This window comes from Bacillus sp. FSL K6-0073, assembly GCF_038006085.1.
GTDB classification, from domain to species: Bacteria; Bacillota; Bacilli; order Bacillales; family Bacillaceae_G; genus Bacillus_A; species Bacillus_A cereus.
Genome location: NZ_JBBOUN010000001.1, coordinates 101,935 through 127,186, shown reverse-complemented (window position 1 = coordinate 127,186; position 25,252 = coordinate 101,935). Strand labels below are relative to the sequence as shown.

The following is a 25,252-nucleotide window of genomic DNA, read 5'->3' as shown; positions in this document are numbered from 1 at the left end:
TTATTTGCTAACCTTCACAGCGCCTTGAACAACTACAAGAGATTTCTTAGCACCTGGAACGTTACCTTTTACTAGTAATAAGTTGCGCTCAGTGTCAACTTGAACGATTTCTAAGTTTTGGATAGTAACTTGGTCTCCACCCATACGTCCAGCAAGTTTTTTGCCTTTGAATACACGGTTCGGAGCAACTGGGCCCATTGAACCTGGACGACGGTGATAGCGAGAACCATGAGACATAGGTCCGCGAGATTGTCCGTGGCGTTTGATAACACCTTGGAAACCTTTACCTTTAGAAATTCCTGTTACATCAACGATTTCACCTGTAGCGAATACGTCAACTTTTACCTCTTGACCAACCTCTAATCCGTCCACGTCTGCATCGCGGATTTCGCGAATGAAGCGCTTAGGAGTTGTAGATGCTTTAGCAGTGTGGCCTTGTTCAGGCTTGTTAGTTAACTTTTCACGTTTATCTTCAAATCCTAACTGGATTGCATTGTAGCCATCAGTTTCAGTTGTTTTCTTTTGAAGAACAACGTTTGGATTAGCAGCGATAACTGTTACTGGGATTAACTCACCATTCTCAGCAAATACTTGAGTCATACCGATCTTTCTTCCTAAGATTCCTTTGGTCATGAGTTACACCTCCTACATTTTTAAGTTATATAAATTATAGTTTGATTTCGATATCTACACCAGATGGTAAGTCTAAACGCATTAATGAATCTACTGTTTGTGGAGTAGGACTCACGATGTCGATTAGACGTTTGTGCGTGCGCATTTCGAATTGCTCACGAGAATCTTTGTACTTATGAACAGCACGAAGAATTGTGTAAACAGTTTTTTCAGTTGGTAATGGGATCGGACCAGAAACTGTTGCCCCAGAACGCTTAGCTGTTTCTACAATTTTCTCAGCTGACTGATCAAGAATACGGTGATCGTAAGCTTTTAAACGGATACGAATTTTTTCTTTTGCCATTATTTTCCCTCCTTCGTTCGCCTATTTCTAAAATAGACCTTCTCCATGGAAATTTCCCCACACCATGCCATGGCAAAGCGGCCGGGTGTGTCAGCAACCTTCCACTTCATCGCAGTCAAAGACCAACATTGTTTATTATACAATGTTATTCGTCTAGATGCAAGCATCTTTTTGTTTGCATCTGCTTTTCTCTACTTTTGCTATTATACATGGCACTTTAAAGAATTTCAAGTTTTCATCTAACAGAATTCATTTTACAGTTTCTGGATTATCTTTTATTGTTTTTATATTACTATAGAAGAAACTCGTCAAAACAAAAAAAACACTCTCTTCTCCCTTATATAAACGCAAACAAAAAACCTAAGGGAAAATCCCTTAGGTTTTTTTATATCAGTTAAGATTACTCAACGATAGTAGCAACTACACCGTAACCTACTGTACGTCCACCTTCACGAATAGAGAATTTAGTTCCCTCTTCGATAGCGATTGGAGCGATAAGTTCGATAGTCATTTCGATGTTGTCACCAGGCATTACCATTTCAGTACCTTCTGGTAATTGGATGATACCAGTTACGTCAGTTGTACGGAAGTAGAACTGAGGACGGTAGTTAGCGAAGAATGGAGTGTGACGTCCACCTTCTTCTTTAGATAATACGAAAACTTCAGCTTTGAATTTAGCGTGAGCTTTTACAGAACCGCTTTTTGCAAGTACTTGTCCACGTTGGATGTCTTCACGAGCAACCCCACGAAGTAAAGCACCGATGTTGTCTCCAGCTTGAGCTTGGTCAAGAAGTTTACGGAACATCTCTACACCAGTTACAGTTGTAGAAGCATTTTCTTCAGCAAGACCGATGATTTCTACTACGTCACCAACTTTAACGATACCGCGCTCAACACGACCAGTAGCAACTGTACCACGACCTGTGATAGAGAATACGTCCTCTACAGGCATTAAGAATGGTTTGTCAGTTTCACGTTCTGGAGTTGGGATGTAAGCATCAACTTCAGCCATTAATTCAATGATTTTTGCTTCCCAATCAGCTTCTCCTTGAAGAGCTTTAAGAGCAGAACCTTTGATTACAGGAATGTCGTCGCCTGGGAATCCGTATTCAGATAATAGGTCGCGAACTTCCATTTCTACTAATTCTAATAATTCTTCGTCATCTACCATGTCGCATTTGTTTAAGAATACAACGATGTAAGGAACACCTACTTGACGAGAAAGAAGGATGTGCTCACGTGTTTGAGGCATTGGGCCATCAGCAGCAGATACTACTAAGATACCGCCGTCCATTTGAGCAGCACCAGTGATCATGTTTTTAACATAGTCAGCGTGACCTGGGCAGTCAACGTGTGCATAGTGACGAGTTTCAGTTTCGTACTCAACGTGTGCAGTTGAGATTGTGATACCGCGCTCTCTTTCTTCTGGAGCAGCATCGATTTGATCGTATCCGCGTGCTTCAGCACCACCAGCTTTTGCAAGAACTGTAGTGATCGCAGCAGTTAATGTAGTTTTACCATGGTCAACGTGGCCGATTGTACCGATGTTAACATGGGGTTTAGAACGTTCGAATTTAGCTTTAGCCATTCTAAATTCCTCCTTAGTTTATATAGGTTATTTTATATTTAGACTAGAAAGCGAAACTTACGTCCCACTTTCTAAGCTTACATAAGTAGTTATACTTGAACAATCGATAAAAATCAATTATTCACCTTTATTTTTTTTGATAATTTCTTCAGAAACAGACTTTGGTACTTCTTCATAGTGGTCAAACACCATAGAGAATGTTCCGCGTCCTTGAGTGTTAGAACGTAATGACGTTGCATAACCGAACATTTCAGAAAGTGGAACCATAGCGCGAACAACTTGTGCGTTACCGCGAGCTTCCATACCTTCTACACGTCCACGACGAGATGTTACGTCACCCATAATGTCACCCATGTACTCTTCAGGAATTACAACTTCAACTTTCATCATTGGCTCAAGAATTACTGGGCTACATTTAGAAACCGCAGCTTTAAGTGCCATAGATGCAGCGATTTTGAACGCCATCTCAGATGAATCGACATCATGGTAAGATCCGTCAACTAATGCAGCTTTAATGTCAACTAGTGGATAACCAGCTAGTACACCATTTTTAAGTGCATCTTCAAGACCTGCTCCAACAGCTGGGATGTATTCACGAGGAACTACACCACCGACGATCTTGTTTTCGAATTCGAATCCTTTACCTTCTTCGTTAGGTTCAAACTCAATCCAAACGTGACCGAATTGTCCACGACCACCAGATTGACGAGCGAACTTACCTTCAACTTTCGCAGCAGCGCGGAAAGTCTCACGGTATGCTACCTGAGGAGCACCAACGTTTGCTTCCACTTTGAATTCACGGCGCATACGGTCAACGATGATATCAAGGTGAAGTTCACCCATACCAGCGATGATAGTTTGGCCAGTTTCTTGGTCAGTGTGAGCACGGAATGTTGGATCTTCTTCAGAAAGCTTAGATAATGCTGTACCCATCTTATCTTGGTCAGCTTTAGATTTTGGTTCGATAGCTACAGAGATAACTGGCTCTGGGAATTCCATAGACTCAAGGATAACAAGGCTCTTCTCGTCACAAAGAGTATCACCAGTAGTAGTATCTTTTAAACCTACAGCAGCAGCGATATCACCAGCGTAAACTGTTGAAATCTCTTCACGGCTGTTAGCGTGCATTTGTAGGATACGACCTACACGCTCACGCTTACCTTTAGTTGAGTTTTTCACGTATGATCCAGAGTTTAACACACCAGAGTACACACGGAAGAACGTTAACTTACCAACATAAGGGTCAGTCATGATTTTGAATGCTAAAGCTGCGAATGGTTCTTCATCGCTAGACTTACGTTCTACTTCTTCATCTGTATCCGGTAGAGTACCTTTAATAGCAGGTACATCTAGTGGAGATGGAAGGTAGTCGATAACTGCGTCTAACAGAATTTGAACACCTTTGTTTTTGAATGCAGAACCACAGATTACTGGGAAGAATTCTACAGAAGTTGTAGCCTTACGGATACCAGCTTTAAGCTCTTCTACAGTGATTTCTTCACCTTCTAGGTACTTCATCATCATTTCTTCATCAAGCTCAGCTACCGCTTCAATAAGTTTTCCACGGTATTCTTCAGCTAATTCTTTGTGCTCTTCAGGAATTTCAACACGTTGAATGTCTGTTCCTAAATCGTTACCGTACATGTAAGCACACTCTTCAACAAGGTCAATGATACCATTGAACTCATCTTCAGCACCGATTGGTAACTGAATTGGATGTGCGTTTGCTTGTAAACGATCGTGGATTGTTCCTACAGAGTATAAGAAATCTGCACCGATCTTATCCATTTTGTTAACGAATACGATACGAGGTACGCCGTAAGTAGTAGCCTGACGCCAAACAGTTTCTGTTTGTGGTTCTACACCAGATTGCGCATCAAGTACTGCTACAGCGCCATCAAGTACGCGTAAAGAACGTTCTACTTCTACTGTGAAATCTACGTGTCCTGGAGTATCAATGATGTTTACACGATGACCTTTCCATTGTGCTGTAGTTGCAGCAGAAGTAATTGTGATACCACGCTCTTGCTCTTGCTCCATCCAGTCCATCTGAGATGCACCTTCGTGAGTTTCACCGATTTTATGAATACGTCCTGTGTAGTACAGAATACGCTCAGTTGCTGTTGTTTTACCAGCATCGATGTGAGCCATGATACCAATATTACGAGTGTTTTCTAAAGAGAACTCTCTTGCCATTTGGTGTCTTGCTCCTTCCATATATGGATTGGATTTTTTTATTTTAAGTAGCAAAAAAGCCACTTTATATTGTTACACATGTCAGTATGTCCAGTACTCTCATTATGTAAAACGAGCGCCCGATGAAAGGGAGAGGCATTCTCCCTCTCCACACTTCCATAAGCGACAAATAAAGCGGTTTATGCTTACATTTATTTTACGTTGAATCCTACCAACGGTAATGAGCAAATGCTTTGTTAGCTTCTGCCATTTTATGAGTGTCTTCACGTTTCTTAACAGATGCACCAGCGTTGTTAGCTGCATCTAAGATTTCGTTAGCAAGACGCTCTTCCATAGTTTTTTCACCACGAAGACGAGCGTAGTTTACTAACCAACGAAGACCTAAAGTTGTACGGCGTTCTGGACGAACCTCAACTGGAACTTGGTAGTTAGCACCACCAACACGACGAGCGCGTACTTCAAGAACAGGCATGATGTTCTTAAGAGCTTGCTCGAATACTTCCATTGGCTCTTTACCAGTACGTTCGTTTACGATATCGAACGCATTATAAAGAATTGTTTGAGATTTACCTTTTTTACCGTCAACCATCATTTTGTTGATAAGGCGTGTTACTAGCTTAGAATTGTACATTGGATCTGGTAACACGTCACGTTTCGCAACAGGTCCTTTACGAGGCATATTGAGTTCCTCCTTTCATTTTAAAGTTATTATTTTTTAGCAGGTTTTGGTCTCTTAGTACCATATTTAGAACGTCCTTGCATACGTTTGTCAACACCAGCTGTGTCAAGCGCACCACGAACGATGTGGTAACGTACCCCCGGTAAATCCTTTACACGACCACCGCGAATTAATACTACGCTATGCTCTTGTAGGTTATGACCGATACCTGGGATGTAAGCTGTAACCTCGATACCGTTTGTTAAACGTACACGAGCGTATTTACGTAACGCTGAGTTAGGTTTCTTTGGAGTCATTGTACCAACACGAGTACATACACCACGTTTTTGAGGTGCAGAGATATCAGTTGATTTTTTCTTTAAAGAGTTAAAACCTTTGTTTAACGCAGGTGATTTAGATTTCCATACTTTATCAGTACGACCATTTCTCACTAATTGGTTAATAGTAGGCATTTGATTATCCTCCCTTCGCATGTTTGTATGACCACATATCCAGGTGGTTCATTATTAGTTGAAAACAAAGTTTTTGCAAGGAAGAGCAAATGCTCTCTCCTCACAAAAACAGTTTTAACTTATTATTCCTATTGCTGAAGCTCCCACTTGAATCCCCGAAGCTTTACCAAGCTTACGAACTGATTCAACTTTTGTTATGGGCACGTTATATTGCATTGCAACACGAATGATAGCATGGGTTAACCGCATGTCAGCATCCTCTGCGATGACAACTTCTTTAACTGTACCATTTTTGATTGCTTCCAATGTGCGTTTATGACCAACGACTACATTTTCAGCAGTTGATACTTTTTGATAAGACATATAAATATCCTCCAAAGCATCGTTCAGGAGCAACCTTGATTATAGTAACATTTTGACTCATACAATGTCAACTAAGATTAATTGTTTTTATACAAAATTTATACCGGAAAATTTTACTGTTCCACATAAACCTCATCGTTTTCTACATTCATGTCATCTTGTGTTGTTTTTACAAGATCCACTTTGCGATAACGATTCATACCTGTTCCAGCAGGAACAAGTTTACCGATAATAACATTTTCTTTTAATCCTAGAAGTTCATCGCGTTTACCCTTAATTGCTGCATCAGTTAAGACACGAGTTGTTTCTTGGAACGATGCTGCAGATAAGAATGAATCTGTTTCAAGTGAAGCTTTTGTAATACCAAGTAGAACAGGTCTAGCCGTTGCTGGTTGCTTACCTTGCAGTAAGACCTTAGCATTCGCATCAGTAAACTGATGGATATCTAGTAATGTTCCTGGTAATACATCTGTTTCACCTGCATCACTTACACGAACTTTACGTAACATTTGACGTACCATTACTTCTACGTGTTTGTCACCAATTTCTACCCCTTGCATACGGTATACTTTTTGAACTTCACGTAATAAGTATTCTTGAACCGCCGTAATGTCCGTTACTTTTAGTAATTCTTTCGGATCAATAGAACCTTCTGTTAACTCTTTACCGTGGCTAATTGGCTGTCCTGGAGTTACTTTCAGACGAGCACCGTAAGGAATAGCATACGTACGAGCTTCAACTTCACCCTGCACAACTACTTCTTGGCGATCTTTAACGTCGTTGATCGCTGCGATAACACCGTCGATTTCACTGATAACTGCCTGACCTTTCGGATTACGAGCTTCGAAAATCTCTTGGATACGAGGTAAACCTTGAGTGATATCATCTCCGGCAACCCCACCTGTATGGAATGTACGCATCGTTAACTGTGTACCTGGCTCACCGATAGATTGAGCTGCGATAATACCTACCGCTTCTCCTACTTCTACGTCTGTTCCAGTTGCTAAGTTACGACCGTAACACTTCTTACATACACCGTGGCGAGTGTTACACGTAAACGCTGAACGAATGTTTACAGTTTCAACACCCGAATTTTCAACGATATGAGCAATATCTTCAGTAATTAATTGATTTTCAGCAACTAATACTTCACCTGTTTCAGGATGTTTTACAGTTTTTCTTGCAAAACGTCCAACAAGACGATCATATAATGACTCGATAACTTCATTACCCTCTTTAATCGCACCAATTAATAAACCGCGATCTGTTCCACAATCATCTTCACGAACGATTACATCTTGTGCAACGTCAACAAGACGACGTGTTAAGTAACCAGAATCGGCAGTTTTAAGTGCTGTATCGGCAAGACCTTTACGCGCACCATGCGTAGAGATGAAGTACTCAAGTACTGTTAAACCTTCACGGAAACTCGATTTGATTGGAAGTTCGATGATACGACCAGATGGATTGGCCATAAGACCACGCATACCAGCAAGCTGAGTAAAGTTAGATGCGTTACCACGGGCACCTGAGTCACTCATCATGAAGATTGGGTTGCGTTTATTCAAGGATTTCATCAGTTTTCCTTGGATAACATCTTTTGCATTACTCCAAATAGAGATAACGCGATCGTAACGTTCTTCTTCCGTGATTAAACCGCGACGGAATTGTTTAATTACATTATCTACTTTTGCTTGTGCTTCGTGGAGAATTTCATCTTTTTCGCCTAATACAAGAATGTCAGATACCCCAACTGTAATACCAGCTTTTGTAGAGTACTTGAATCCTAAGTTTTTCATACGGTCAAGCATGCGAGACGTTTCTGTAATTTGGAAACGTTTGAACACTTCCGCAATGATGTTACCAAGGATCTTCTTGCTAAATGGCGCCACTTCTTCGCGACTAGCAATAATTTCTTTAATGTTCGCACCTTTTTCAACGAAATATTTCGCTGGTGTTTCTTTTTCAAGGTTTGAATTTGTTGGTTCATTAATATAAGGGAACGACTCTGGTAAGATTTCGTTAAATATTAATTTACCAACTGTTGTTAATAGAAGCATACTCTTTTGCTCTTCAGTAAATGTTGCGTTGTTTACTGCACTTGCAGCTACTGCAACACGTGTATGAAGATGAACATATCCATTTTGATATGCAAGCAATGCTTCGTTTGCATCTTTAAAGACCATACCTTCACCGATTGCACCTTCACGCTCAAGTGTTAAGTAATAGTTACCTAATACCATATCCTGAGATGGAGTAACAACTGGTTTACCGTCTTTCGGGTTCAAGATGTTTTGTGCCGCTAACATAAGAAGACGAGCTTCAGCTTGAGCTTCTGATGATAAAGGTACGTGAACGGCCATTTGGTCACCGTCAAAGTCCGCGTTGTATGCAGTACATACAAGTGGGTGTAGACGGATTGCGCGACCTTCTACTAATGTAGGTTCAAACGCCTGGATACCAAGACGGTGAAGTGTTGGTGCGCGGTTTAGAAGTACTGGATGTTCTTTAATCACAGACTCTAAAACGTCCCAAACTTCAGGTTGTACACGCTCGATTTTACGTTTCGCACTCTTAATGTTATGTGCTAATCCTTTTTCAACTAACTCTTTCATTACGAAAGGTTTGAACAGTTCAAGCGCCATTTCTTTTGGTAATCCACATTGATACATCTTTAAGTTCGGTCCTACAACGATTACAGAACGACCAGAGTAGTCAACACGTTTACCTAATAAGTTTTGACGGAAACGTCCTTGTTTACCTTTAAGCATGTGAGATAGTGATTTTAATGGACGATTACCTGGTCCAGTAACTGGACGGCCACGACGACCATTATCGATTAATGCGTCTACAGCTTCTTGTAACATACGTTTTTCGTTTTGAACGATGATGCTTGGTGCACCTAAGTCCAATAGACGTTTTAAACGATTGTTACGGTTAATTACACGACGGTATAAGTCGTTTAAGTCAGAAGTAGCAAAACGTCCACCGTCTAACTGTACCATTGGGCGTAGTTCTGGTGGGATTACTGGTAGAACATCTAAGATCATCCAAGACGGTTCATTTCCAGAGTTACGGAATGCTTCTAATACTTCTAGACGTTTAATAGCACGAGTACGGCGTTGTCCTTGTGCTGTTTTTAATTCTTCTTTTAAGAAGTCTACTTCTTTATCTAAATCGATGTCTTGTAGTAGCTTTTTAATTGCTTCTGCACCCATAGCAGCTTGGAATGTGCTACCATATCGATCACGATATGCACGGTATTCTTTTTCAGAAAGTAATTGCTTCTTATCAAGTGGTGTATCTCCACTTTCTGTTACAACATAAGAAGCGAAATAAATTACTTCTTCAAGCGCGCGAGGGGACATGTCTAAGACAAGTCCCATGCGGCTCGGGATACCTTTGAAATACCAAATATGAGATACAGGAGCAGCTAATTCGATATGACCCATACGTTCACGACGTACTTTTGCACGCGTTACTTCAACGCCACATCGATCACAAACTACACCTTTATAACGTACACGTTTGTATTTTCCGCAATGACATTCCCAGTCCTTTTGTGGTCCGAAAATACGCTCACAGAACAAGCCATCTTTTTCAGGCTTTAACGTACGATAGTTAATAGTTTCTGGTTTCTTAACTTCACCGTATGACCAAGAACGAATCTTGTCAGGTGAAGCAAGTCCAATCTTCATATATTCAAAGTTATTTACATCTATCAAGGGGCCTACCTCCCTTTTAGTCTACAGGTTATCCCAATTATTCCTTAGTTGTCTCAACTTCGACATTCAATTTATCTGCTGATTGATGATCATCGTCATCTTCTGTATCACGCATTTCAATTTCTGTATCGTCGCTAGACATCATTTTAACGTCCATACCTAAACTTTGCAGCTCTTTAATCAATACTTTGAATGATTCAGGAACGCCTGGTTCTGGAACATTTTCGCCTTTAACAATTGCTTCATAAGTCTTAACACGTCCAACAACATCATCAGACTTCACTGTTAAGATTTCTTGAAGAGTATAAGCAGCACCGTATGCTTCAAGTGCCCAAACCTCCATCTCACCGAAACGCTGTCCACCGAACTGAGCTTTACCTCCAAGAGGTTGCTGCGTTACAAGTGAGTATGGTCCAGTAGAACGAGCATGAAGTTTATCGTCAACCATGTGCGCAAGTTTGATCATATACATGACACCAACAGATACGCGGTTATCGAATGGTTCACCAGTACGTCCGTCATACAGGATTGTTTTCGCGTCATTTGCCATACCAGCTTCTTCAATTGTGCCCCAAACATCTTCCTCACGAGCACCATCAAATACTGGTGTTGCAATGTGAATGCCAAGGTATCTTGCTGCCATACCAAGATGAAGTTCTAATACCTGACCGATATTCATACGAGATGGTACCCCTAATGGGTTTAACATGATATCGATTGGCGTACCGTCTGGTAAGTAAGGCATATCTTCTTCTGGTAAAATACGAGAAATAACACCTTTGTTACCGTGACGTCCGGCCATCTTGTCACCTTCAGAGATTTTACGTTTTTGAACGATATATGCACGTACAAGTTGATTCACACCTGGTGGTAATTCATCGCCATCTTCACGGTTGAATACTTTTACGTCTAAGATAATACCGCCACCACCGTGTGGTACACGTAGTGATGTATCACGTACTTCACGTGCTTTTTCTCCAAAGATAGCATGTAATAGACGTTCTTCAGCTGTTAATTCTGTTACACCTTTAGGTGTTACTTTACCAACAAGTAAATCTCCATCTTTTACTTCAGCACCAACGCGAATGATACCGCGCTCGTCAAGGTTACGTAATGCGTCTTCCCCAACGTTTGGAATGTCACGTGTAATTTCTTCTGGTCCAAGCTTCGTATCACGAGCTTCTGATTCATATTCTTCAATATGAATAGAAGTGTACACATCATCTTTTACAAGGCGCTCACTCATGATGATCGCATCCTCGTAGTTATAACCGTCCCAAGTCATGAAGCCAACAAGCACGTTACGTCCAAGTGCTAGTTCACCTAATTCCATAGAAGGACCATCCGCAAGGATTTCACCTTTTACAACTTCATTTCCAACACTTACGATTGGACGTTGGTTGTAACAAGTTCCTTGGTTAGAACGAATGAATTTTTGCATTTTGTAGCGATCTAAGTCGCCTTTTACTGTTTGACCGTCAACTTCTACATAGCGACGTACCCAAACTTCACGTGCTTCTACGCGCTCAACAACACCAGGATGTTTACAGATTACTGCAGCACCTGAGTCTTTTGCTGATACGTACTCCATACCTGTACCTACAATCGGAGATTCCGGATTCATTAACGGAACCGCCTGACGTTGCATGTTCGCTCCCATAAGTGCGCGGTTAGAGTCATCGTTTTCTAAGAACGGAATACAAGCTGTCGCTGCCGACACTACTTGTTTTGGAGATACATCCATGTAGTCGATGCGTTCTCTATTTGTGACAATGTTTTCACCACGGAAACGAGCTACGATATCTTCACTTAGGAATTCACCTTCGTCAGATAATTTCATATTCGCTTGGGCTACAACATAGTTATCTTCTTCATCTGCTGTTAAGTAATCAACATGCCCTGTTACAAGACCAGTTTCTGGGTCAACACGACGGTATGGTGTTTCAATGAAACCAAACTCATTTACTTTCGCGAACGAAGATAATGAGTTAATCAAACCGATGTTTGGTCCCTCTGGTGTTTCAATCGGACACATACGACCGTAGTGGGAGTAATGAACGTCACGCACTTCAAAGCCTGCGCGCTCACGCGTTAAACCACCAGGTCCTAATGCAGATAGTCTTCGTTTGTGAGTTAACTCTGCTAATGGGTTTGTTTGGTCCATAAACTGAGATAACTGAGAACTTCCGAAGAACTCTTTAATAGATGCAATAACAGGACGAATATTAATTAGTGCCTGTGGTGTAATTGCATTTGTATCTTGGATCGACATTCTCTCACGAACAACACGTTCCATACGAGAAAGACCGATACGGAATTGATTTTGTAATAGTTCTCCAACAGAACGCAGACGACGGTTTCCTAAATGGTCAATATCATCTGTATCCCCTACTTTGTATAGTAGGTTGAAGAAGTAACTGATAGAAGCAAGGATATCACCTGGTGTGATGTGTTTCACATCACGAGTAATGTTTGCATTACCAATTACATTAATTACGCGTTCGCCTTCCGACTCAGGAGCATAAATCTTAATAGATTGCAGCTCAACATCGCCTTCTACCACTCCACCCATTGGTTTCGCTGTTTTGAATCCAATGTTTTTCTCTAAGTAAGGTAAAATGCGATCAAGTGTACGACGATCTAAGATTGTTCCTTCTGCCGCTAAAATTTCACCAGTTTCTGGATCCACTAATGTTTCAGCTAAACGTTGATTAAACAACCTGTTTTTAATGTGTAACTTCTTGTTGATCTTATAGCGACCTACATTTGCTAAATCGTAGCGCTTTGGATCGAAGAAACGAGACACAAGTAAGCTCTTAGCATTTTCTACTGTTGGTGGTTCACCAGGACGTAGACGCTCATAAATTTCAAGCAATGCTTTTTCTGTGCTATCTGTGTTGTCTTTTTCTAATGTGTTGCTTAAGTATTCGTTATCACCTAAAAGCTCGGTGATTTCTTGATCAGAGCCAAACCCTAATGCGCGTAACAAAACAGTTACAGGAAGTTTACGCGTACGGTCAATACGCACATATACAACATCCTTAGCATCTGTCTCATACTCTAACCAAGCTCCGCGGTTTGGAATTACAGTAGCAGTAAAACCACGTTTTCCGTTTTTATCCACTTTGCCACTATAGTATACGCTTGGAGAGCGAACTAACTGGGAAACGATAACACGTTCTGCACCGTTAATTACGAATGTTCCAGTCTCTGTCATGAGTGGGAAATCTCCCATGAACACATCTTGTTCTTTTACTTCACCAGTTTCCTTGTTGATTAGACGCACTTTTACACGAAGTGGTGCTGCATACGTCACATCACGCTCTTTGCATTCGTCTACAGAGTATTTAGGTTCACCTAAGCTGTAGTCGATAAATTCAAGCGATAGATTTCCCGTAAAGTCTTCAATCGGAGAAATGTCTTGGAACATTTCTCGCAAACCCTCATCAAGAAACCACTGATAAGAAGAGGTTTGAATTTCGATAAGATTTGGTAACTCTAATACTTCACTAATACGGGCATAACTTCTTCGTTGGCGGTGGCGTCCGTATTGAACTAGTTGACCTGTCAACTGCTTCACCCCTCAAATCATGAGTATTATAAATGCACAAAAAAATTTGTGCAAAATCACAAATAAATACAACTACTGCTATTAGCGTAGTCTCTTTCTCTTAAAGATAAATACGTTGAGTCTTTCTACCTGCTCAAAAAAGAAAAATGGCTTCTATAAGAAAACCATCATTCTGTTTCATAATCTGCTGATTTTACTATCTTTTCCAAGAGAAACAAAAATATACATCTTTCTCAACGCAGAAAATCATATATTGGCATTGTATAATGTTAACATAGCCAAAAATAACCGTCAACGTTTTTTTGATTTTATGATATAATATCCTTTTTTCTTTTCTACAACCTCAACTTCAGAAAATACTTCTTCTAGTTTTTTTAGCGCAGACGGTGCACCTTGTTTCTTTTGAATAACAACCCAAAGTTCTCCACCCGGAACTAAATACTCCACAGCTTTTTCTAAAATCTCATGTACGATATCTTTACCCGCACGAATTGGAGGGTTAGATAGAATAGCAGCATACTTACCATCTACATTTTCATAGACGCTACTTTGAAAAATACGTATATTCTCGATTTTGTTATTAGCGGCGTTTTCTTTCGCAAGCCCAAGTGCCCTCTCGTTCACATCCACCATGTGAACTTCACGACCTTGAAACTCTTTCGCTAACGACAAACCAATAGGACCGTATCCGCAACCTACGTCTAATATATCACCTTTAATATCTGGCATTTGAAACGCTTCAATTAAAAGACGGGAACCAAAGTCCACTTCGTTTTTCGAGAACACCCCATGGTCAGATAAGAAAGTAAATCGAGATCCACGAAGGGCAAACTCCCATCGCTTACGATCACTTTTACTAGAAGGGTCGTTAGAAAAATAATGGTCTGCCATATGGCCACCTCTTTTCTTTACAGTTAAAAAAAAAGCTCGCATGAGAGCGAGCTTTTTTTAAAGCATCAAAAGTTAATTACTTAACTTCTACAGCAGCGCCAACTTCTTCAAGTTTAGCTTTGATTTCTTCAGCTTCTTCTTTAGCAGCAGCTTCTTTGATTACTTTTGGAGTGTTGTCAACTAATTCTTTAGCTTCTTTTAAGCCAAGACCAGTGATTTCACGAACAACTTTGATAACTTTGATTTTTTGTGCACCAGCGCTAGTTAGTTCCACATCAAATTCAGTTTTCTCAGCAGCAGCTTCTCCAGCGCCACCAGCAACAGCTACAGGAGCAGCAGCAGTTACGCCGAATTCTTCCTCGATAGCTTTTACTAAGTCGTTAAGTTCTAATACAGTCATAGATTTAACTGCTTCAATGATTTGTTCTTTAGTCATTGTAAATATCCTCCCTTAAATAGGTTTGTATTGTTTTATCGATAATACGTAATTATCTTTTAAAAAATTAAGCGCCTTGCTCTTCCTTTTGGTCTGCAACTGCTTTAGTAGCAAGTGCAAGGTTACGGATTGGAGCTTGAAGAACGCTAAGAAGCATAGAAAGTAAGCCTTCACGTGATGGAAGAGTAGCGATTGCTTTAACCTCATCAAGTGTTACAAGTTTACCTTCGATTACGCCCGCTTTAATTTCTAAAGCTTCATGATCTTTAGCGAAGTCGTTTAATACTTTCGCAGGAGCAACTACATCCTCGTTACTGAACGCGATTGCGTTTGGTCCTGTTAAGAATTCATTTAACTCAGCCATTTCAGCAGATTCTGCAGCACGACGAGTTAGAGAGTTTTTGTAAACTTTGAACTCAACGCCAGCTTCACGTAATTGCTTACGTAATTCTGTTGCTTCAGAAACTGTTAAACCACGGTAGTCAACAACGATTGTAGATTTACTAGCGCGAAGTTTGTCCGCGATTTCAGTTACAACTTGTTGTTTAGTTTCGATTACTTTGCTCATGTTATTACACCTCCTGTAGATTATATAGAAGATGTACCGAAAGTGCACTAAAAACCTCCATGCCCAACTTGTAGACATGGAGGCATATAGTCACAGAAAAAAGATTCCGCTTCGTATATTAACACCTAGGTAGGAAATTAAGTCTATTGACACCTACTGTCTACGGTACACTAATTAAATTCACAACATAAATGATTATATTAAAACTTCTTTATGAAGTCAACTTCCAAAATTTACGCTAATGTAGAAACGTCTACACGTACGCCAGGTCCCATTGTAGAAGCAACTGTTACGTTCTTCATGTAAGTACCTTTTGCAGCAGCTGGCTTAACTTTTTGTAAAGTGTCAGCAATTGTTTTGAAGTTTTCTACTAATTTAGCATCTTCGAAAGATACTTTACCGATTGGAACGTGGATGTTACCAGCTTTATCAACGCGGTATTCAACTTTACCAGCTTTGATTTCGTTAACAGCTTTAGTTACATCGAAAGTAACTGTTCCAGTTTTAGGGTTTGGCATTAAACCTTTAGGTCCTAATACGCGACCAAGTTTACCAACTTCACCCATCATGTCAGGAGTTGCTACTACTACATCGAAATCGAACCAACCTTGTTGGATTTTACCGATGTAATCAGTATCGCCTACGAAGTCAGCTCCAGCAGCTTCAGCTTCTTTAGCTTTTTCACCTTTAGCAAATACTAATACACGTTGTACTTTACCAGTACCGTGTGGAAGAACAACTGCGCCACGGATTTGTTGGTCAGCTTTCTTAGGGTCAACACCTAAACGGAATGCAGCTTCTACAGTTGCATCAAATTTAGCTGTGTTTGTTTTCTTTACTAATTCTACTGCTTCTGTTGCAGAGTAAGCAGCTGCACGATCAACAAGCTTTGCAGCTTCTACGTACTTTTTACCTCTTTTAGCCATTTTTATTTCCTCCTCGAATGTGGTTTTAGCGGAATAACCTCCCACGTTTACGCCTGTTTTCAGGTATAACCTGAGGATGAGCGCCATCCATTTATTTAAAAACGATAATCATTTACGATAATAAAGGTTGCGAATTGGAATTCCAGACCCGCAACCTTTTTTAAAAACAAATCGAATTAGTCTTCGATAACGATGCCCATACTGCGTGCAGTACCTTCAACCATACGCATTGCAGCTTCTACGCTAGCAGCGTTTAGGTCAGGCATTTTAGTTTCAGCGATTTCGCGTACTTTATCACGCTTAACAGTTGCCACTTTATTACGGTTTGGTTCACCAGAACCAGACTCAATACCAGCTACTTTCTTAAGAAGAACAGCAGCAGGAGGAGTTTTAGTAATGAAAGTGAATGAACGGTCCTCAAATACCGTAATTTCAACAGGGATGATAAGACCAGCTTGATCTGCTGTACGAGCGTTAAACTCTTTACAGAAGCCCATGATGTTAACACCTGCTTGTCCTAATGCTGGACCAACTGGTGGAGCTGGGTTAGCTTTACCTGCAGGAATTTGAAGCTTTACCATTTTAATTACCTTTTTAGCCACGAGACACACCTCCTTAAGTCCGTGATGTGGTCAATTGGACAGTGATTTGCCCTCCCACGTCATATTTTATCTGTAAGGATAAAATCTTTCAAAAAACGTCTCCGATAACGAAGACGTACTGACTTAAAAGATATTATCACTTTTTACAATTCATTTCAAGTTTCATTTTATAATTTTTCAATTTGATGGAAGTCAAGTTCAACTGGAGTCTCGCGACCAAACATGTCCACAAGCACGCTAACCTTTTTCTTCTCCACATCAATTTCTTCAATAGCACCTGTATAATCTGCGAATGGCCCCTCATTTACACGTACTGTCTCATGAAGTTCAAAGTCGAAATCAACCACTTCGTTGTCCATTCCCATATGTTTCATAATGGTAACAACTTCCTCTTCTAATAGAGGTGATGGTTTAGATCCAGAACCAGAAGAACCAACGAACCCAGTTACACCTGGCGTGTTACGTACAACATACCAAGAGTCATCAGTCATGATTAATTCTACTAATACATAACCTGGGAACACTTTTCTTTTCATTAATTTTTCTTTTCCGTTTTTCATTTCTACTTCTACTTCTTCCGGGACAACAACACGGAAAATTTTATCTTGCATACCCATTGATTCTACACGTTTCTCTAGGTTTGCTTTTACTTTATTTTCATATCCAGAATAAGTATGGACAACATACCAACTTTTTTCCATTCATTTAGGACGAGCGTCCTTCCCTCCCTGACGTACATTTTTTTGCGCAAATGAAAAAACCCGTTCACCGGGCTTTTACACAGTTCTTATAAATAACATTATATCATGGATAAGTGCTTCTTATTCAAGAATTAACCAAGAATTAACCGAATTAAAGAAGAAATGCCCATATCAACTACTGCGAAGAAAATCGCAAAGAACACAACTGTAGCAACAACAGTCGCTGTTGAGCGGAGTAATTCATCTTTTTTAGGCCAACTTACTTTTTTCATTTCGCGACCTACATCGCCGAAAAAGTTCGTTAAACGCATCTGCGGGACCTCCAGTGTATTATTTCAATTATTTATTTTGTTTCCTTGTGAACTGTATGCTGATTGCATGTTTTACAAAACTTTTTTATTTCAAGTCGCTCTATTGAGCTCGTATCTTTCATAGTAGAGTAGTTTCGATTTTTACACTCTTCACATGAGAGTACAACTTTTTTCCTCATTAGTTACACCAACCTTGTAACATTATGTCCCTAAAAATGTATCATACAATAAAAGACAATGTCAATGACATGCATTTTGTACTCTCTACAAAAGAAAACAGGTGATTTATTTTACACCTGCAGCACTTGTTACTTCTTATGAATTTAAAGTTGTACTTTCTCTCATTTCCATATATCGTTCCAATTTCCTCTTTACTCGTTGTAAAGCGTTATCAATAGATTTCACATGCCTGTTTAACTGTTCTGAAATCTCTTGATAAGAACGACCATCTAAATATAAAGAAAGCACTTTTCTTTCTAAATCGCTTAATAATTCAGATATTTTTGATTCTATGTCTGTATATTCTTCCTGGCTAATGATCATCTCTTCAGGATCAGTCACCTTCGCTTCAGAAATAACATCCAATAACGTTCGATCAGATTCCTCATCGTAAATCGGCTTATCTAAAGACACATACGAATTTAAAGGAATATGTTTTTGTCTTGTTGCCGTTTTAATAGCGGTAATAATTTGTCGAGTGATACATAGTTCAGCAAATGCTTTGAATGAAGACAGCTTGTCCTCTTTATAATCACGAATTGCTTTAAACAACCCTATCATACCTTCTTGAACAATGTCTTCTCGATCGGCACCCACTAAAAAGTAAGATCTTGATTTCGCACGAACAAAGTTCTTATACTTGTGAATTAAATATTCTAGAGCGTCAGTATTACCTTTTCGAACTAACTCAACGATTGCCTCATCCTCTAAATCACGAAATGTAACGTCGCCTATACTTACGAAGCCTGCTTCCACCTTGATCCCTCCGACCGCTATTTATTTAGCAATATTATACAGTAAAAAGATAAAGAGCGTCAATGCTTCAACGCTCTCCTCTTCTTAATTTTTCTAATTTTTCTGTAATATCCTTACTAAATATCTTTCGCATGGCAGGCTGCTGTTCTTTCGCGTCTTTTGTACGCCTTCTTACTTGTTGTTCCATCGCTTGTACTTCCAACTCTAATTCACGCGCAGATTTTCGAAGGGCACCTTGCCCAAATATAACCCATTGTTCTGTATAATCAGAAGTCGCAACATATATTTGTGTATTTATATTTCTAAGCTCTATTGCAAGTTGCTCTATCTTTTCGTCTGCAGTTTGATTCTTTCGTGTGAATATTACTTCTACACGAGATTGTTTCATCTTTTTTTCAATACCATGGACTGTATAGGCATCAAAGACTATCATCACTTTTGTGCCTGTATAACCTTGATAATCCGCCATCTTATCAATAAGCGCATCTCTTGATGATTGTAAATCTACATCCCGCAGTTTCTTCAAATCTCCCCAAGCTCCGATAATGTTGTAACCGTCAACGATTAAAATATCGTTCATTTTTTATTTACCAATTTCGTGACGTTTACGATATACCTCATACATTAACAAACTTGCGGCTACTGAAGCATTTAAGGATGTAACTTTACCAACCATCGGTAGAGTGATTAAGAAATCACACTTTTCACCAATAATACGACTCATACCTTTTCCTTCACTACCAATTACTAATCCAATCGGCATTGTACCATCTAAATTACGGTAATCCGTTTTCCCTTTGGCATCTGTACCAGCAATCCAAAGTCCACGCTCTTTTAATTCATCAATTGTACGAGATAAGTTTGTTACGCGCGCAACAGGAATGTATTCAATCGCTCCTGTTGATGCTTTCGCAACTGATGCTGTAAGTCCCACAGCTCTTCTCTTCGGAATAATAATTCCATGAGCTCCTGTTGCATCAGCAGTACGCATAATAGAACCTAGGTTATGCGGATCTTCAATCTCATCTAAAATCAAGAAGAACGGATCTTCATTACGTTTTTCTGCCACTTTGAATAAATCTTCTAACTCTGCATACTGATATGCAGCTACTTGAGCAATTACACCTTGATGATTACCCTCAACTAATTGATCTAACTTTTTCTTTGGTGCATGTTGTAAAATAATCTTATTTTCTTTCGCTAACGCTAGTACAATTTGTACTTGTCCTTTGGCAGCACCTTCTGCGATCCAAATTTTATTAATATCTCTCCCTGATCTTAACGCTTCAATTACAGGGTTACGTCCGATAATATATTCACTAGTCATGATGATGTGCCCCCTTCCTTTTCTTCTAAAACTGCAATTGCCTTATATACAATTTCGTCTAATCTTTCACGATTATTTAATAAATGATGATAACCAATTAGTGCTTCAAAGGCTGTACTATGTCGATATGTTTGTACATCCGTATTTTTCGGAACTGTACCTGAATTTGCATTACGCCCTCTTCTTAATACCGCCTCTTCTTCCTCTGTCAAAAATGCCGTCTCTAATAAATGATAAACAACTTTCGCCTGTGCTTTTGCTGAAACAAAGCTCGTCCCTAAGCGATGTAATTGATTAGGGCGAACTTTTCCTTTTTGAAGGAGGTGATAGCGGATATATTGTTCATATACCGCATCACCCATATACGCTAACGCCAAGCTGTTTAATTGCTTTGCATCAATCATCCTTATCCTCTTTTCCATCTTGTACCTTGAGCGGTATCTTCTAAAATAATATTACGTTCTTTTAAATCGTCACGAATTTGATCAGACAATGCGAAATCGCGATTTTTACGAGCTTCAATGCGCTTTTGGATAAGCTCTTCAATTTCTTCATCCAGTAATTCTTCTTTTGATAATTCTAATCCTAAAATATCAAATAACGTTTCCAGTTGTTTTACGTATGCTTCAATCACAACTTTAGATGTATGCTCTTCAAGTAAATATTGATTTGCATGATTTGCTACGTTGTATAATTCGGTAATTGCATTTGCAGTGTTAAAGTCATCATTCATTGCCTCTTCAAATGCAGTCTGGAATTTCTCTATTTCAGCTAACCATTTCTCATTATGGTCCGTTAAATCCGTACTACTCTCCATACGATGCTTTAAGTTTCCATAAGCTGTTTTAATTCTTTCCAGTCCATTATTCGTACTTTGTAATAACTCTTCACTAAAGTTAATCGGGTGACGATAGTGTACTGATAACATAAAGAATCTAATTAACTGCGGGTCGTATTGCTTAATAATATCGTGAACTAAAATAAAGTTACCAAGCGATTTAGACATCTTCTCATTGTTAATATTAATATATCCATTATGCATCCAGTAACGTGCAAACGTTTTTCCAGTCAATGCCTCTGACTGCGCAATTTCATTTTCATGATGCGGGAACGCCAAATCTTGCCCACCAGCATGAATGTCAATTGTATCCCCTAAGTACTTACGCGCCATTGCTGAGCATTCAATATGCCATCCTGGACGTCCTTGCCCCCAAGGGCTTTCCCAGAAGATTTCTCCTTCTTTCGCAGCTTTCCATAAAGCAAAATCAAGAGGGTCTTGTTTCTTTTCCCCTACCTCAATACGAGCACCGTGACGTAAATCTGCGATTGGTTGATGTGATAATTTACCGTAACCTTCAAATTCCTTCGTCTTAAAGTACACATCACCCTCTGATTCATATGCATACCCTTTATTCACAAGTTCTTGAATAAATTCAATAATGATATCCATATTTTCTGTTACACGAGGATGAACTGTTGCATGTTTGCAACCTAGTGCTGTTACATCTTCAAAGTACGCTTCAACAAAACGATCAGCAATCGTTGGTACATCTTCACCTAATTCATTTGCCGCTTTAATTAATTTATCATCTACGTCCGTAAAGTTAGATACATATTGCACATCGTATCCTTTGTATTCTAAATAACGACGCACTGTATCGAATACCATAGGAGGTCTTGCATTCCCAATATGAATGTAGTTATAAACTGTAGGTCCGCATACATACATCTTTACCTTATTTTCTTCTAATGGAACAAACTCTTCTTTTTGACGTGTTAACGTATTATAAATGTGAATAGTCATTTTTATCCTTCCTTTCTACCTTTAATTCCAATTGTTTCTTCAATTTATCAAGTTCTACTTCCATAGCCTTTAATTTATCAAAAATCGGATCTGGAAGGTCAGAGTGATTTAATTCTTGACCAATCTTTACTCCATTTTGAATAACGACACGGCCAGGTATACCTACAACTGTAGAATGTGCAGGAACTTCTTTTAATACGACAGACCCTGCTCCGATTTTAGAATTCTCTCCCACAGTAATAGACCCAAGAACTTTAGCACCCGTCGCAATTAATACATTATCCTGAATTGTTGGGTGCCTCTTCCCTTTTTCTTTTCCTGTACCACCTAATGTAACCCCTTGATAAATCGTTACATTATCACCAATTTCACAAGTTTCTCCAATTACAACTCCCATTCCATGATCTATAAAAAAGCGTCGACCAATAGTTGCTCCTGGATGGATCTCAATGCCAGTAAAAAAGCGACTCACTTGTGAAACAAAACGTGCAAGAAAGAAAAAATTCCTTTTATAAAAAGCATGTGCAATTCGATGGGCCCAAACTGCATGTAATCCAGAGTAAGTTAAAATGACTTCGAAATAACCTCTTGCCGCTGGATCCTGTTCAAAAACGACTTCAATATCTTCCCGAAGCCTCTTAAACATCGGTGTTCCCTCCCCTTTATGGGCTGCTTTTTTGTCGAACGAACTAACTCCCCTAACTCATCACTTCTCCCCTAATTCTTTATATAAGGGGAGAAATTCTATATCTCTACCTATTTACACGGTATAAAAAAAAAGGCGTCTCTGTCATATTGACAGAGACGCCTTTTAAGCGCGGTTCCACTCTGTTTAGGCTTAAAAAAGCCTCAAACTCATCCATGATAACGGTGTACACCGCTTCTGCTTACTTTGCGGCCTAAGACGTCCCACGAAGCAATTCGCTGTTCAGCAGAAGACTCGAAGGGGCATTTCAAAAACCCGCTTATAAACCACTCCCAGCCTAAAGGTGGTTCTCTCTGTAAAAAGCCTGATTTTCTACTTCTCCTTCTCGTCGCTTTTCCTTATTAGATTTTAGGTATACTTATTATATTTCTAAATCTAGAAAATGTTAACCAATTACTTTTTGAAGACGATTTAAAACTTTTTCTTTTCCAAGAAGTGCAATAGCATTCGGAAGCTCTGGACCATGCGTTTGTCCTGTAGTTGCAACACGGATTGGCATAAATAAATTTTTACCTTTATGTCCTGTTTCCTTTTGAACTGCTTTAATTGCTGCCTTAATTGCTGCTGGCTCCATTGCTTCTAGAGCTTCTATTTGACCAGCAAATGCACGAAGTACTTCAGGTACTTGTTCACCATTTAATACTTCTTGTCCTTCTTCTTCATAATCAACATGATCTTTAAAGAACATTTCAGAAAGCTCTACAATTTCAGCTCCAAAACTCATTTGTTCATGGTATAAAGCAATTACATCACGAATCCAAGCTTGGTCTTGTTCGCTTAAAGTTTCTCCCACACGTCCAGCTTTCACTAAATGCGGTAAGCTTAACTCTACAACCGTATCTAAATCTTGCTTTTTCATATACTGGTTGTTCATCCATTTTAGTTTTTGAGAATCAAATAATGCAGGTGATTTTGATAAACGAGCTGCATCGAACATTTTGATAAACTCATCTTTAGAGAAGATTTCTTCTTCTCCTACCGGAGACCAACCTAGTAGTGCAATAAAGTTAAAGATTGCTTCTGGAAGATACCCAAGCTCTTTATATTGCTCAATAAATTGAATAATAGATTCATCACGCTTACTTAACTTTTTACGACTTTCATTAACAATTAGAGTCATATGACCGAATTGTGGAATATCCCAGCCGAAAGCTTCATAAATCATCATTTGTTTCGGTGTATTTGAAATATGATCATCACCACGAAGTACATGTGTAATTTCCATTAGATGATCATCTACTGCTACTGCAAAGTTATAAGTTGGAATTCCATCTTTTTTCACAATAACAAAATCACCGAAATCATTTGAATGGAACGCAACTTCATCTTTTACAATATCTTTGAATGTGTAGTCACGATCAGCTGGTACACGGAAACGAATACTTGGAATACGTCCCTCAGCTTCAAATTCTTTCACTTGTTCTTCAGTTAATTCACGGTGGTTACCTGCGTAACGAGGTGTTTCACCGCGAGCGATTTGTCCTTCACGCTCTGCTTCTAGCTCTTCTTCTGTCATGTAACATTTATAAGCTAGACCACGCTCTAATAAATCTTCATATAATTTTTTATAAATATCTAAACGCTCTGTTTGGCGATATGGTCCAAATTCACCACCAACATCAACACCTTCATCCCAGTCCATACCGAGCCATTTCAAGTATTTTAATTGGCTTTCTTCTCCACCAGCCACGTTACGTTTTACATCAGTATCTTCAATACGAATAATAAATTTGCCATCTAAATGACGAGCAAATAAATAATTAAATAATGCCGTACGCGCATTTCCGATATGTAAGTGTCCTGTTGGACTTGGCGCGTAGCGCACTCTCACTTGCTTTTCCATAATTGGTACACCTTCCATTCTTAATGTCAACACATTCTATAATTGTACACCAAAAAAATGTGATTATCCATCTTACGAATTAAAAACCATTATTTTTTCTGTAATAAAACAACCGCTTGAGAAGCAATCCCTTCTTCTCTACCTGTAAATCCTAATTTTTCTGTTGTTGTTGCCTTTACATTAATGTTATTGATAGACGTTTCTAACAGTTCACTAATGCGCTTACGCATGCTCTCAATATGTGGTGCCATTTTTGGTTTTTGAGCAATAATTGTACAATCTAAATTTCCTAACTCGTAACCTTGTTCACGCACAAATTCCCAAACTTTTTGTAACAATACAGCTGAATCTGCATCTTTAAAAGCTGGGTCTGTATCAGGAAAATGCTTTCCGATATCTCCTGCTGCAATCGCACCTAAACATGCATCAGCAATCGTATGTAACAATACATCTGCATCTGAATGACCGATTAATCCTTTCTCGTGTGGAATTGTAATTCCACCGATAATCAACGGACGCCCTTCCGCAAATTCATGTACATCAAAACCTTGTCCAATTCGAAACATCCTTACTTCCTCCTTAAGCTAAACTACTGAGCTTTATGACTCTATA

The 25,252-nt window shown here is 39.3% G+C and carries 25 protein-coding genes and 2 other annotated features; all 25 genes read right to left on the bottom strand.

Annotation, left to right across the window (positions count from 1 at the left end):
* Entirely contained in the window at positions 1–633 is a 633-nt protein-coding gene (gene rplC / locus MHB52_RS00670) for a 50S ribosomal protein L3 (RefSeq protein ID WP_000160207.1), read from the bottom strand.
* 34 nt (positions 634–667) lie between these two features.
* Positions 668–976 (bottom strand): 30S ribosomal protein S10, encoded by a 309-nt coding sequence (gene rpsJ / locus MHB52_RS00665; protein WP_001040596.1) that lies wholly within the window; start codon positions 974–976, stop codon positions 668–670.
* A 400-nt stretch (positions 977–1,376) separates the two neighbouring features.
* Positions 1,377–2,564: an elongation factor Tu gene (tuf, locus tag MHB52_RS00660; protein WP_001029614.1), complete on the bottom strand. Its 1,188-nt coding sequence runs from the start codon at positions 2,562–2,564 to the stop codon at positions 1,377–1,379.
* A gap of 117 nt (positions 2,565–2,681) precedes the next feature.
* Entirely contained in the window at positions 2,682–4,760 is a 2,079-nt protein-coding gene (gene fusA / locus MHB52_RS00655) for an elongation factor G (protein ID WP_000090370.1), read from the bottom strand.
* A gap of 208 nt (positions 4,761–4,968) precedes the next feature.
* Positions 4,969–5,439, bottom strand: a complete 471-nt coding sequence (rpsG, locus tag MHB52_RS00650) for a 30S ribosomal protein S7 (RefSeq protein WP_001137491.1) — start codon at positions 5,437–5,439, stop codon at positions 4,969–4,971.
* Between the two features lie 29 nt (positions 5,440–5,468).
* Positions 5,469–5,891, bottom strand: coding sequence for a 30S ribosomal protein S12 (gene rpsL, locus MHB52_RS00645; RefSeq protein ID WP_001142341.1), 423 nt, complete (start codon positions 5,889–5,891; stop codon positions 5,469–5,471).
* A gap of 114 nt (positions 5,892–6,005) precedes the next feature.
* On the bottom strand, positions 6,006–6,254 hold the full coding sequence (locus tag MHB52_RS00640; protein WP_000121837.1) for a 50S ribosomal protein L7ae-like protein: 249 nt from the start codon (positions 6,252–6,254) through the stop codon (positions 6,006–6,008).
* Between the two features lie 113 nt (positions 6,255–6,367).
* Positions 6,368–9,979: a DNA-directed RNA polymerase subunit beta' gene (rpoC, locus tag MHB52_RS00635; RefSeq protein WP_000567939.1), complete on the bottom strand. Its 3,612-nt coding sequence runs from the start codon at positions 9,977–9,979 to the stop codon at positions 6,368–6,370.
* Positions 9,980–10,016: 37 nt separating this feature from the next.
* Complete coding sequence (gene rpoB, locus MHB52_RS00630) at positions 10,017–13,550, bottom strand: DNA-directed RNA polymerase subunit beta (RefSeq protein ID WP_000147553.1); 3,534 nt, start codon at positions 13,548–13,550, stop codon at positions 10,017–10,019.
* A 291-nt stretch (positions 13,551–13,841) separates the two neighbouring features.
* A complete protein-coding gene (locus tag MHB52_RS00625) occupies positions 13,842–14,441 on the bottom strand; it encodes a class I SAM-dependent methyltransferase (RefSeq protein WP_061663736.1) in 600 nt (199 codons plus the stop codon).
* Between the two features lie 76 nt (positions 14,442–14,517).
* On the bottom strand, positions 14,518–14,877 hold the full coding sequence (gene rplL / locus MHB52_RS00620) for a 50S ribosomal protein L7/L12 (RefSeq protein ID WP_000159736.1): 360 nt from the start codon (positions 14,875–14,877) through the stop codon (positions 14,518–14,520).
* A 67-nt stretch (positions 14,878–14,944) separates the two neighbouring features.
* Positions 14,945–15,445 (bottom strand): 50S ribosomal protein L10, encoded by a 501-nt coding sequence (gene rplJ, locus MHB52_RS00615; RefSeq protein WP_000048716.1) that lies wholly within the window; start codon positions 15,443–15,445, stop codon positions 14,945–14,947.
* A gap of 39 nt (positions 15,446–15,484) precedes the next feature.
* Positions 15,485–15,629, bottom strand: a sequence feature (ribosomal protein L10 leader region).
* A gap of 49 nt (positions 15,630–15,678) precedes the next feature.
* Positions 15,679–16,371, bottom strand: coding sequence for a 50S ribosomal protein L1 (gene rplA / locus MHB52_RS00610; protein WP_001987630.1), 693 nt, complete (start codon positions 16,369–16,371; stop codon positions 15,679–15,681).
* A 176-nt stretch (positions 16,372–16,547) separates the two neighbouring features.
* Positions 16,548–16,973, bottom strand: coding sequence for a 50S ribosomal protein L11 (rplK, locus tag MHB52_RS00605; protein WP_001085872.1), 426 nt, complete (start codon positions 16,971–16,973; stop codon positions 16,548–16,550).
* Positions 16,974–17,140: 167 nt separating this feature from the next.
* Positions 17,141–17,674 carry a transcription termination/antitermination protein NusG gene (gene nusG / locus MHB52_RS00600; RefSeq protein ID WP_000415794.1) on the bottom strand — a complete coding sequence of 178 codons (534 nt, stop codon included), beginning with the start codon at positions 17,672–17,674 and terminating at the stop codon, positions 17,141–17,143.
* Between the two features lie 131 nt (positions 17,675–17,805).
* A complete protein-coding gene (gene secE, locus MHB52_RS00595) occupies positions 17,806–17,985 on the bottom strand; it encodes a preprotein translocase subunit SecE (RefSeq protein WP_001241323.1) in 180 nt (59 codons plus the stop codon).
* A gap of 32 nt (positions 17,986–18,017) precedes the next feature.
* Entirely contained in the window at positions 18,018–18,164 is a 147-nt protein-coding gene (gene rpmG / locus MHB52_RS00590; protein ID WP_014481927.1) for a 50S ribosomal protein L33, read from the bottom strand.
* A 136-nt stretch (positions 18,165–18,300) separates the two neighbouring features.
* Positions 18,301–18,960, bottom strand: coding sequence for an RNA polymerase sporulation sigma factor SigH (locus MHB52_RS00585; protein WP_000387193.1), 660 nt, complete (start codon positions 18,958–18,960; stop codon positions 18,301–18,303).
* A gap of 67 nt (positions 18,961–19,027) precedes the next feature.
* Entirely contained in the window at positions 19,028–19,540 is a 513-nt protein-coding gene (locus MHB52_RS00580; RefSeq protein ID WP_000997885.1) for an NYN domain-containing protein, read from the bottom strand.
* A gap of 3 nt (positions 19,541–19,543) precedes the next feature.
* Positions 19,544–20,287, bottom strand: coding sequence for a 23S rRNA (guanosine(2251)-2'-O)-methyltransferase RlmB (gene rlmB, locus MHB52_RS00575; protein ID WP_000200237.1), 744 nt, complete (start codon positions 20,285–20,287; stop codon positions 19,544–19,546).
* A complete protein-coding gene (locus tag MHB52_RS00570; protein WP_000564261.1) occupies positions 20,284–20,691 on the bottom strand; it encodes a Mini-ribonuclease 3 in 408 nt (135 codons plus the stop codon). Before MHB52_RS00570 ends, rlmB begins: the two co-directional genes overlap by 4 nt.
* A gap of 2 nt (positions 20,692–20,693) precedes the next feature.
* A complete protein-coding gene (cysS, locus tag MHB52_RS00565) occupies positions 20,694–22,091 on the bottom strand; it encodes a cysteine--tRNA ligase (RefSeq protein WP_000152276.1) in 1,398 nt (465 codons plus the stop codon).
* A complete protein-coding gene (gene cysE, locus MHB52_RS00560) occupies positions 22,072–22,737 on the bottom strand; it encodes a serine O-acetyltransferase (RefSeq protein ID WP_000476497.1) in 666 nt (221 codons plus the stop codon). The genes cysS and cysE overlap by 20 nt, the downstream gene beginning before the upstream one ends.
* Positions 22,738–22,888: 151 nt before the next feature.
* Positions 22,889–23,135, bottom strand: a binding site (T-box leader).
* A gap of 47 nt (positions 23,136–23,182) precedes the next feature.
* Positions 23,183–24,640: a glutamate--tRNA ligase gene (gene gltX / locus MHB52_RS00555; protein ID WP_000415143.1), complete on the bottom strand. Its 1,458-nt coding sequence runs from the start codon at positions 24,638–24,640 to the stop codon at positions 23,183–23,185.
* An 89-nt stretch (positions 24,641–24,729) separates the two neighbouring features.
* Positions 24,730–25,206, bottom strand: a complete 477-nt coding sequence (ispF, locus tag MHB52_RS00550) for a 2-C-methyl-D-erythritol 2,4-cyclodiphosphate synthase (RefSeq protein WP_000488388.1) — start codon at positions 25,204–25,206, stop codon at positions 24,730–24,732.
* Between the last annotated feature and the right edge of the window lie 46 nt (positions 25,207–25,252).

Coding starts and splice junctions, on each gene's coding strand:
- fusA (WP_000090370.1), bottom strand. CDS start 4,760: ATGGCAAGAGAGTTCTCTTTAGAAAACACTCGTAATATTGGTATCATG.
- cysS (WP_000152276.1), bottom strand. CDS start 22,091: ATGACTATTCACATTTATAATACGTTAACACGTCAAAAAGAAGAGTTT.
- rpsJ (WP_001040596.1), bottom strand. CDS start 976: ATGGCAAAAGAAAAAATTCGTATCCGTTTAAAAGCTTACGATCACCGT.
- secE (WP_001241323.1), bottom strand. CDS start 17,985: ATGCGTTTAACGAACTTTTTCGGCGATGTAGGTCGCGAAATGAAAAAA.
- rplA (WP_001987630.1), bottom strand. CDS start 16,371: ATGGCTAAAAGAGGTAAAAAGTACGTAGAAGCTGCAAAGCTTGTTGAT.
- rpsG (WP_001137491.1), bottom strand. CDS start 5,439: ATGCCTCGTAAAGGACCTGTTGCGAAACGTGACGTGTTACCAGATCCA.
- rpmG (WP_014481927.1), bottom strand. CDS start 18,164: ATGAGGAAAAAAGTTGTACTCTCATGTGAAGAGTGTAAAAATCGAAAC.
- rpsL (WP_001142341.1), bottom strand. CDS start 5,891: ATGCCTACTATTAACCAATTAGTGAGAAATGGTCGTACTGATAAAGTA.
- MHB52_RS00640 (WP_000121837.1), bottom strand. CDS start 6,254: ATGTCTTATCAAAAAGTATCAACTGCTGAAAATGTAGTCGTTGGTCAT.
- gltX (WP_000415143.1), bottom strand. CDS start 24,640: ATGGAAAAGCAAGTGAGAGTGCGCTACGCGCCAAGTCCAACAGGACAC.
- MHB52_RS00625 (WP_061663736.1), bottom strand. CDS start 14,441: ATGGCAGACCATTATTTTTCTAACGACCCTTCTAGTAAAAGTGATCGT.
- cysE (WP_000476497.1), bottom strand. CDS start 22,737: ATGTTTAAGAGGCTTCGGGAAGATATTGAAGTCGTTTTTGAACAGGAT.
- rplC (WP_000160207.1), bottom strand. CDS start 633: ATGACCAAAGGAATCTTAGGAAGAAAGATCGGTATGACTCAAGTATTT.
- tuf (WP_001029614.1), bottom strand. CDS start 2,564: ATGGCTAAAGCTAAATTCGAACGTTCTAAACCCCATGTTAACATCGGT.
- nusG (WP_000415794.1), bottom strand. CDS start 17,674: ATGGAAAAAAGTTGGTATGTTGTCCATACTTATTCTGGATATGAAAAT.
- ispF (WP_000488388.1), bottom strand. CDS start 25,206: ATGTTTCGAATTGGACAAGGTTTTGATGTACATGAATTTGCGGAAGGG.
- MHB52_RS00570 (WP_000564261.1), bottom strand. CDS start 20,691: ATGATTGATGCAAAGCAATTAAACAGCTTGGCGTTAGCGTATATGGGT.
- rplL (WP_000159736.1), bottom strand. CDS start 14,877: ATGACTAAAGAACAAATCATTGAAGCAGTTAAATCTATGACTGTATTA.
- rlmB (WP_000200237.1), bottom strand. CDS start 20,287: ATGACTAGTGAATATATTATCGGACGTAACCCTGTAATTGAAGCGTTA.
- MHB52_RS00580 (WP_000997885.1), bottom strand. CDS start 19,540: ATGAACGATATTTTAATCGTTGACGGTTACAACATTATCGGAGCTTGG.
- rplJ (WP_000048716.1), bottom strand. CDS start 15,445: ATGAGCAAAGTAATCGAAACTAAACAACAAGTTGTAACTGAAATCGCG.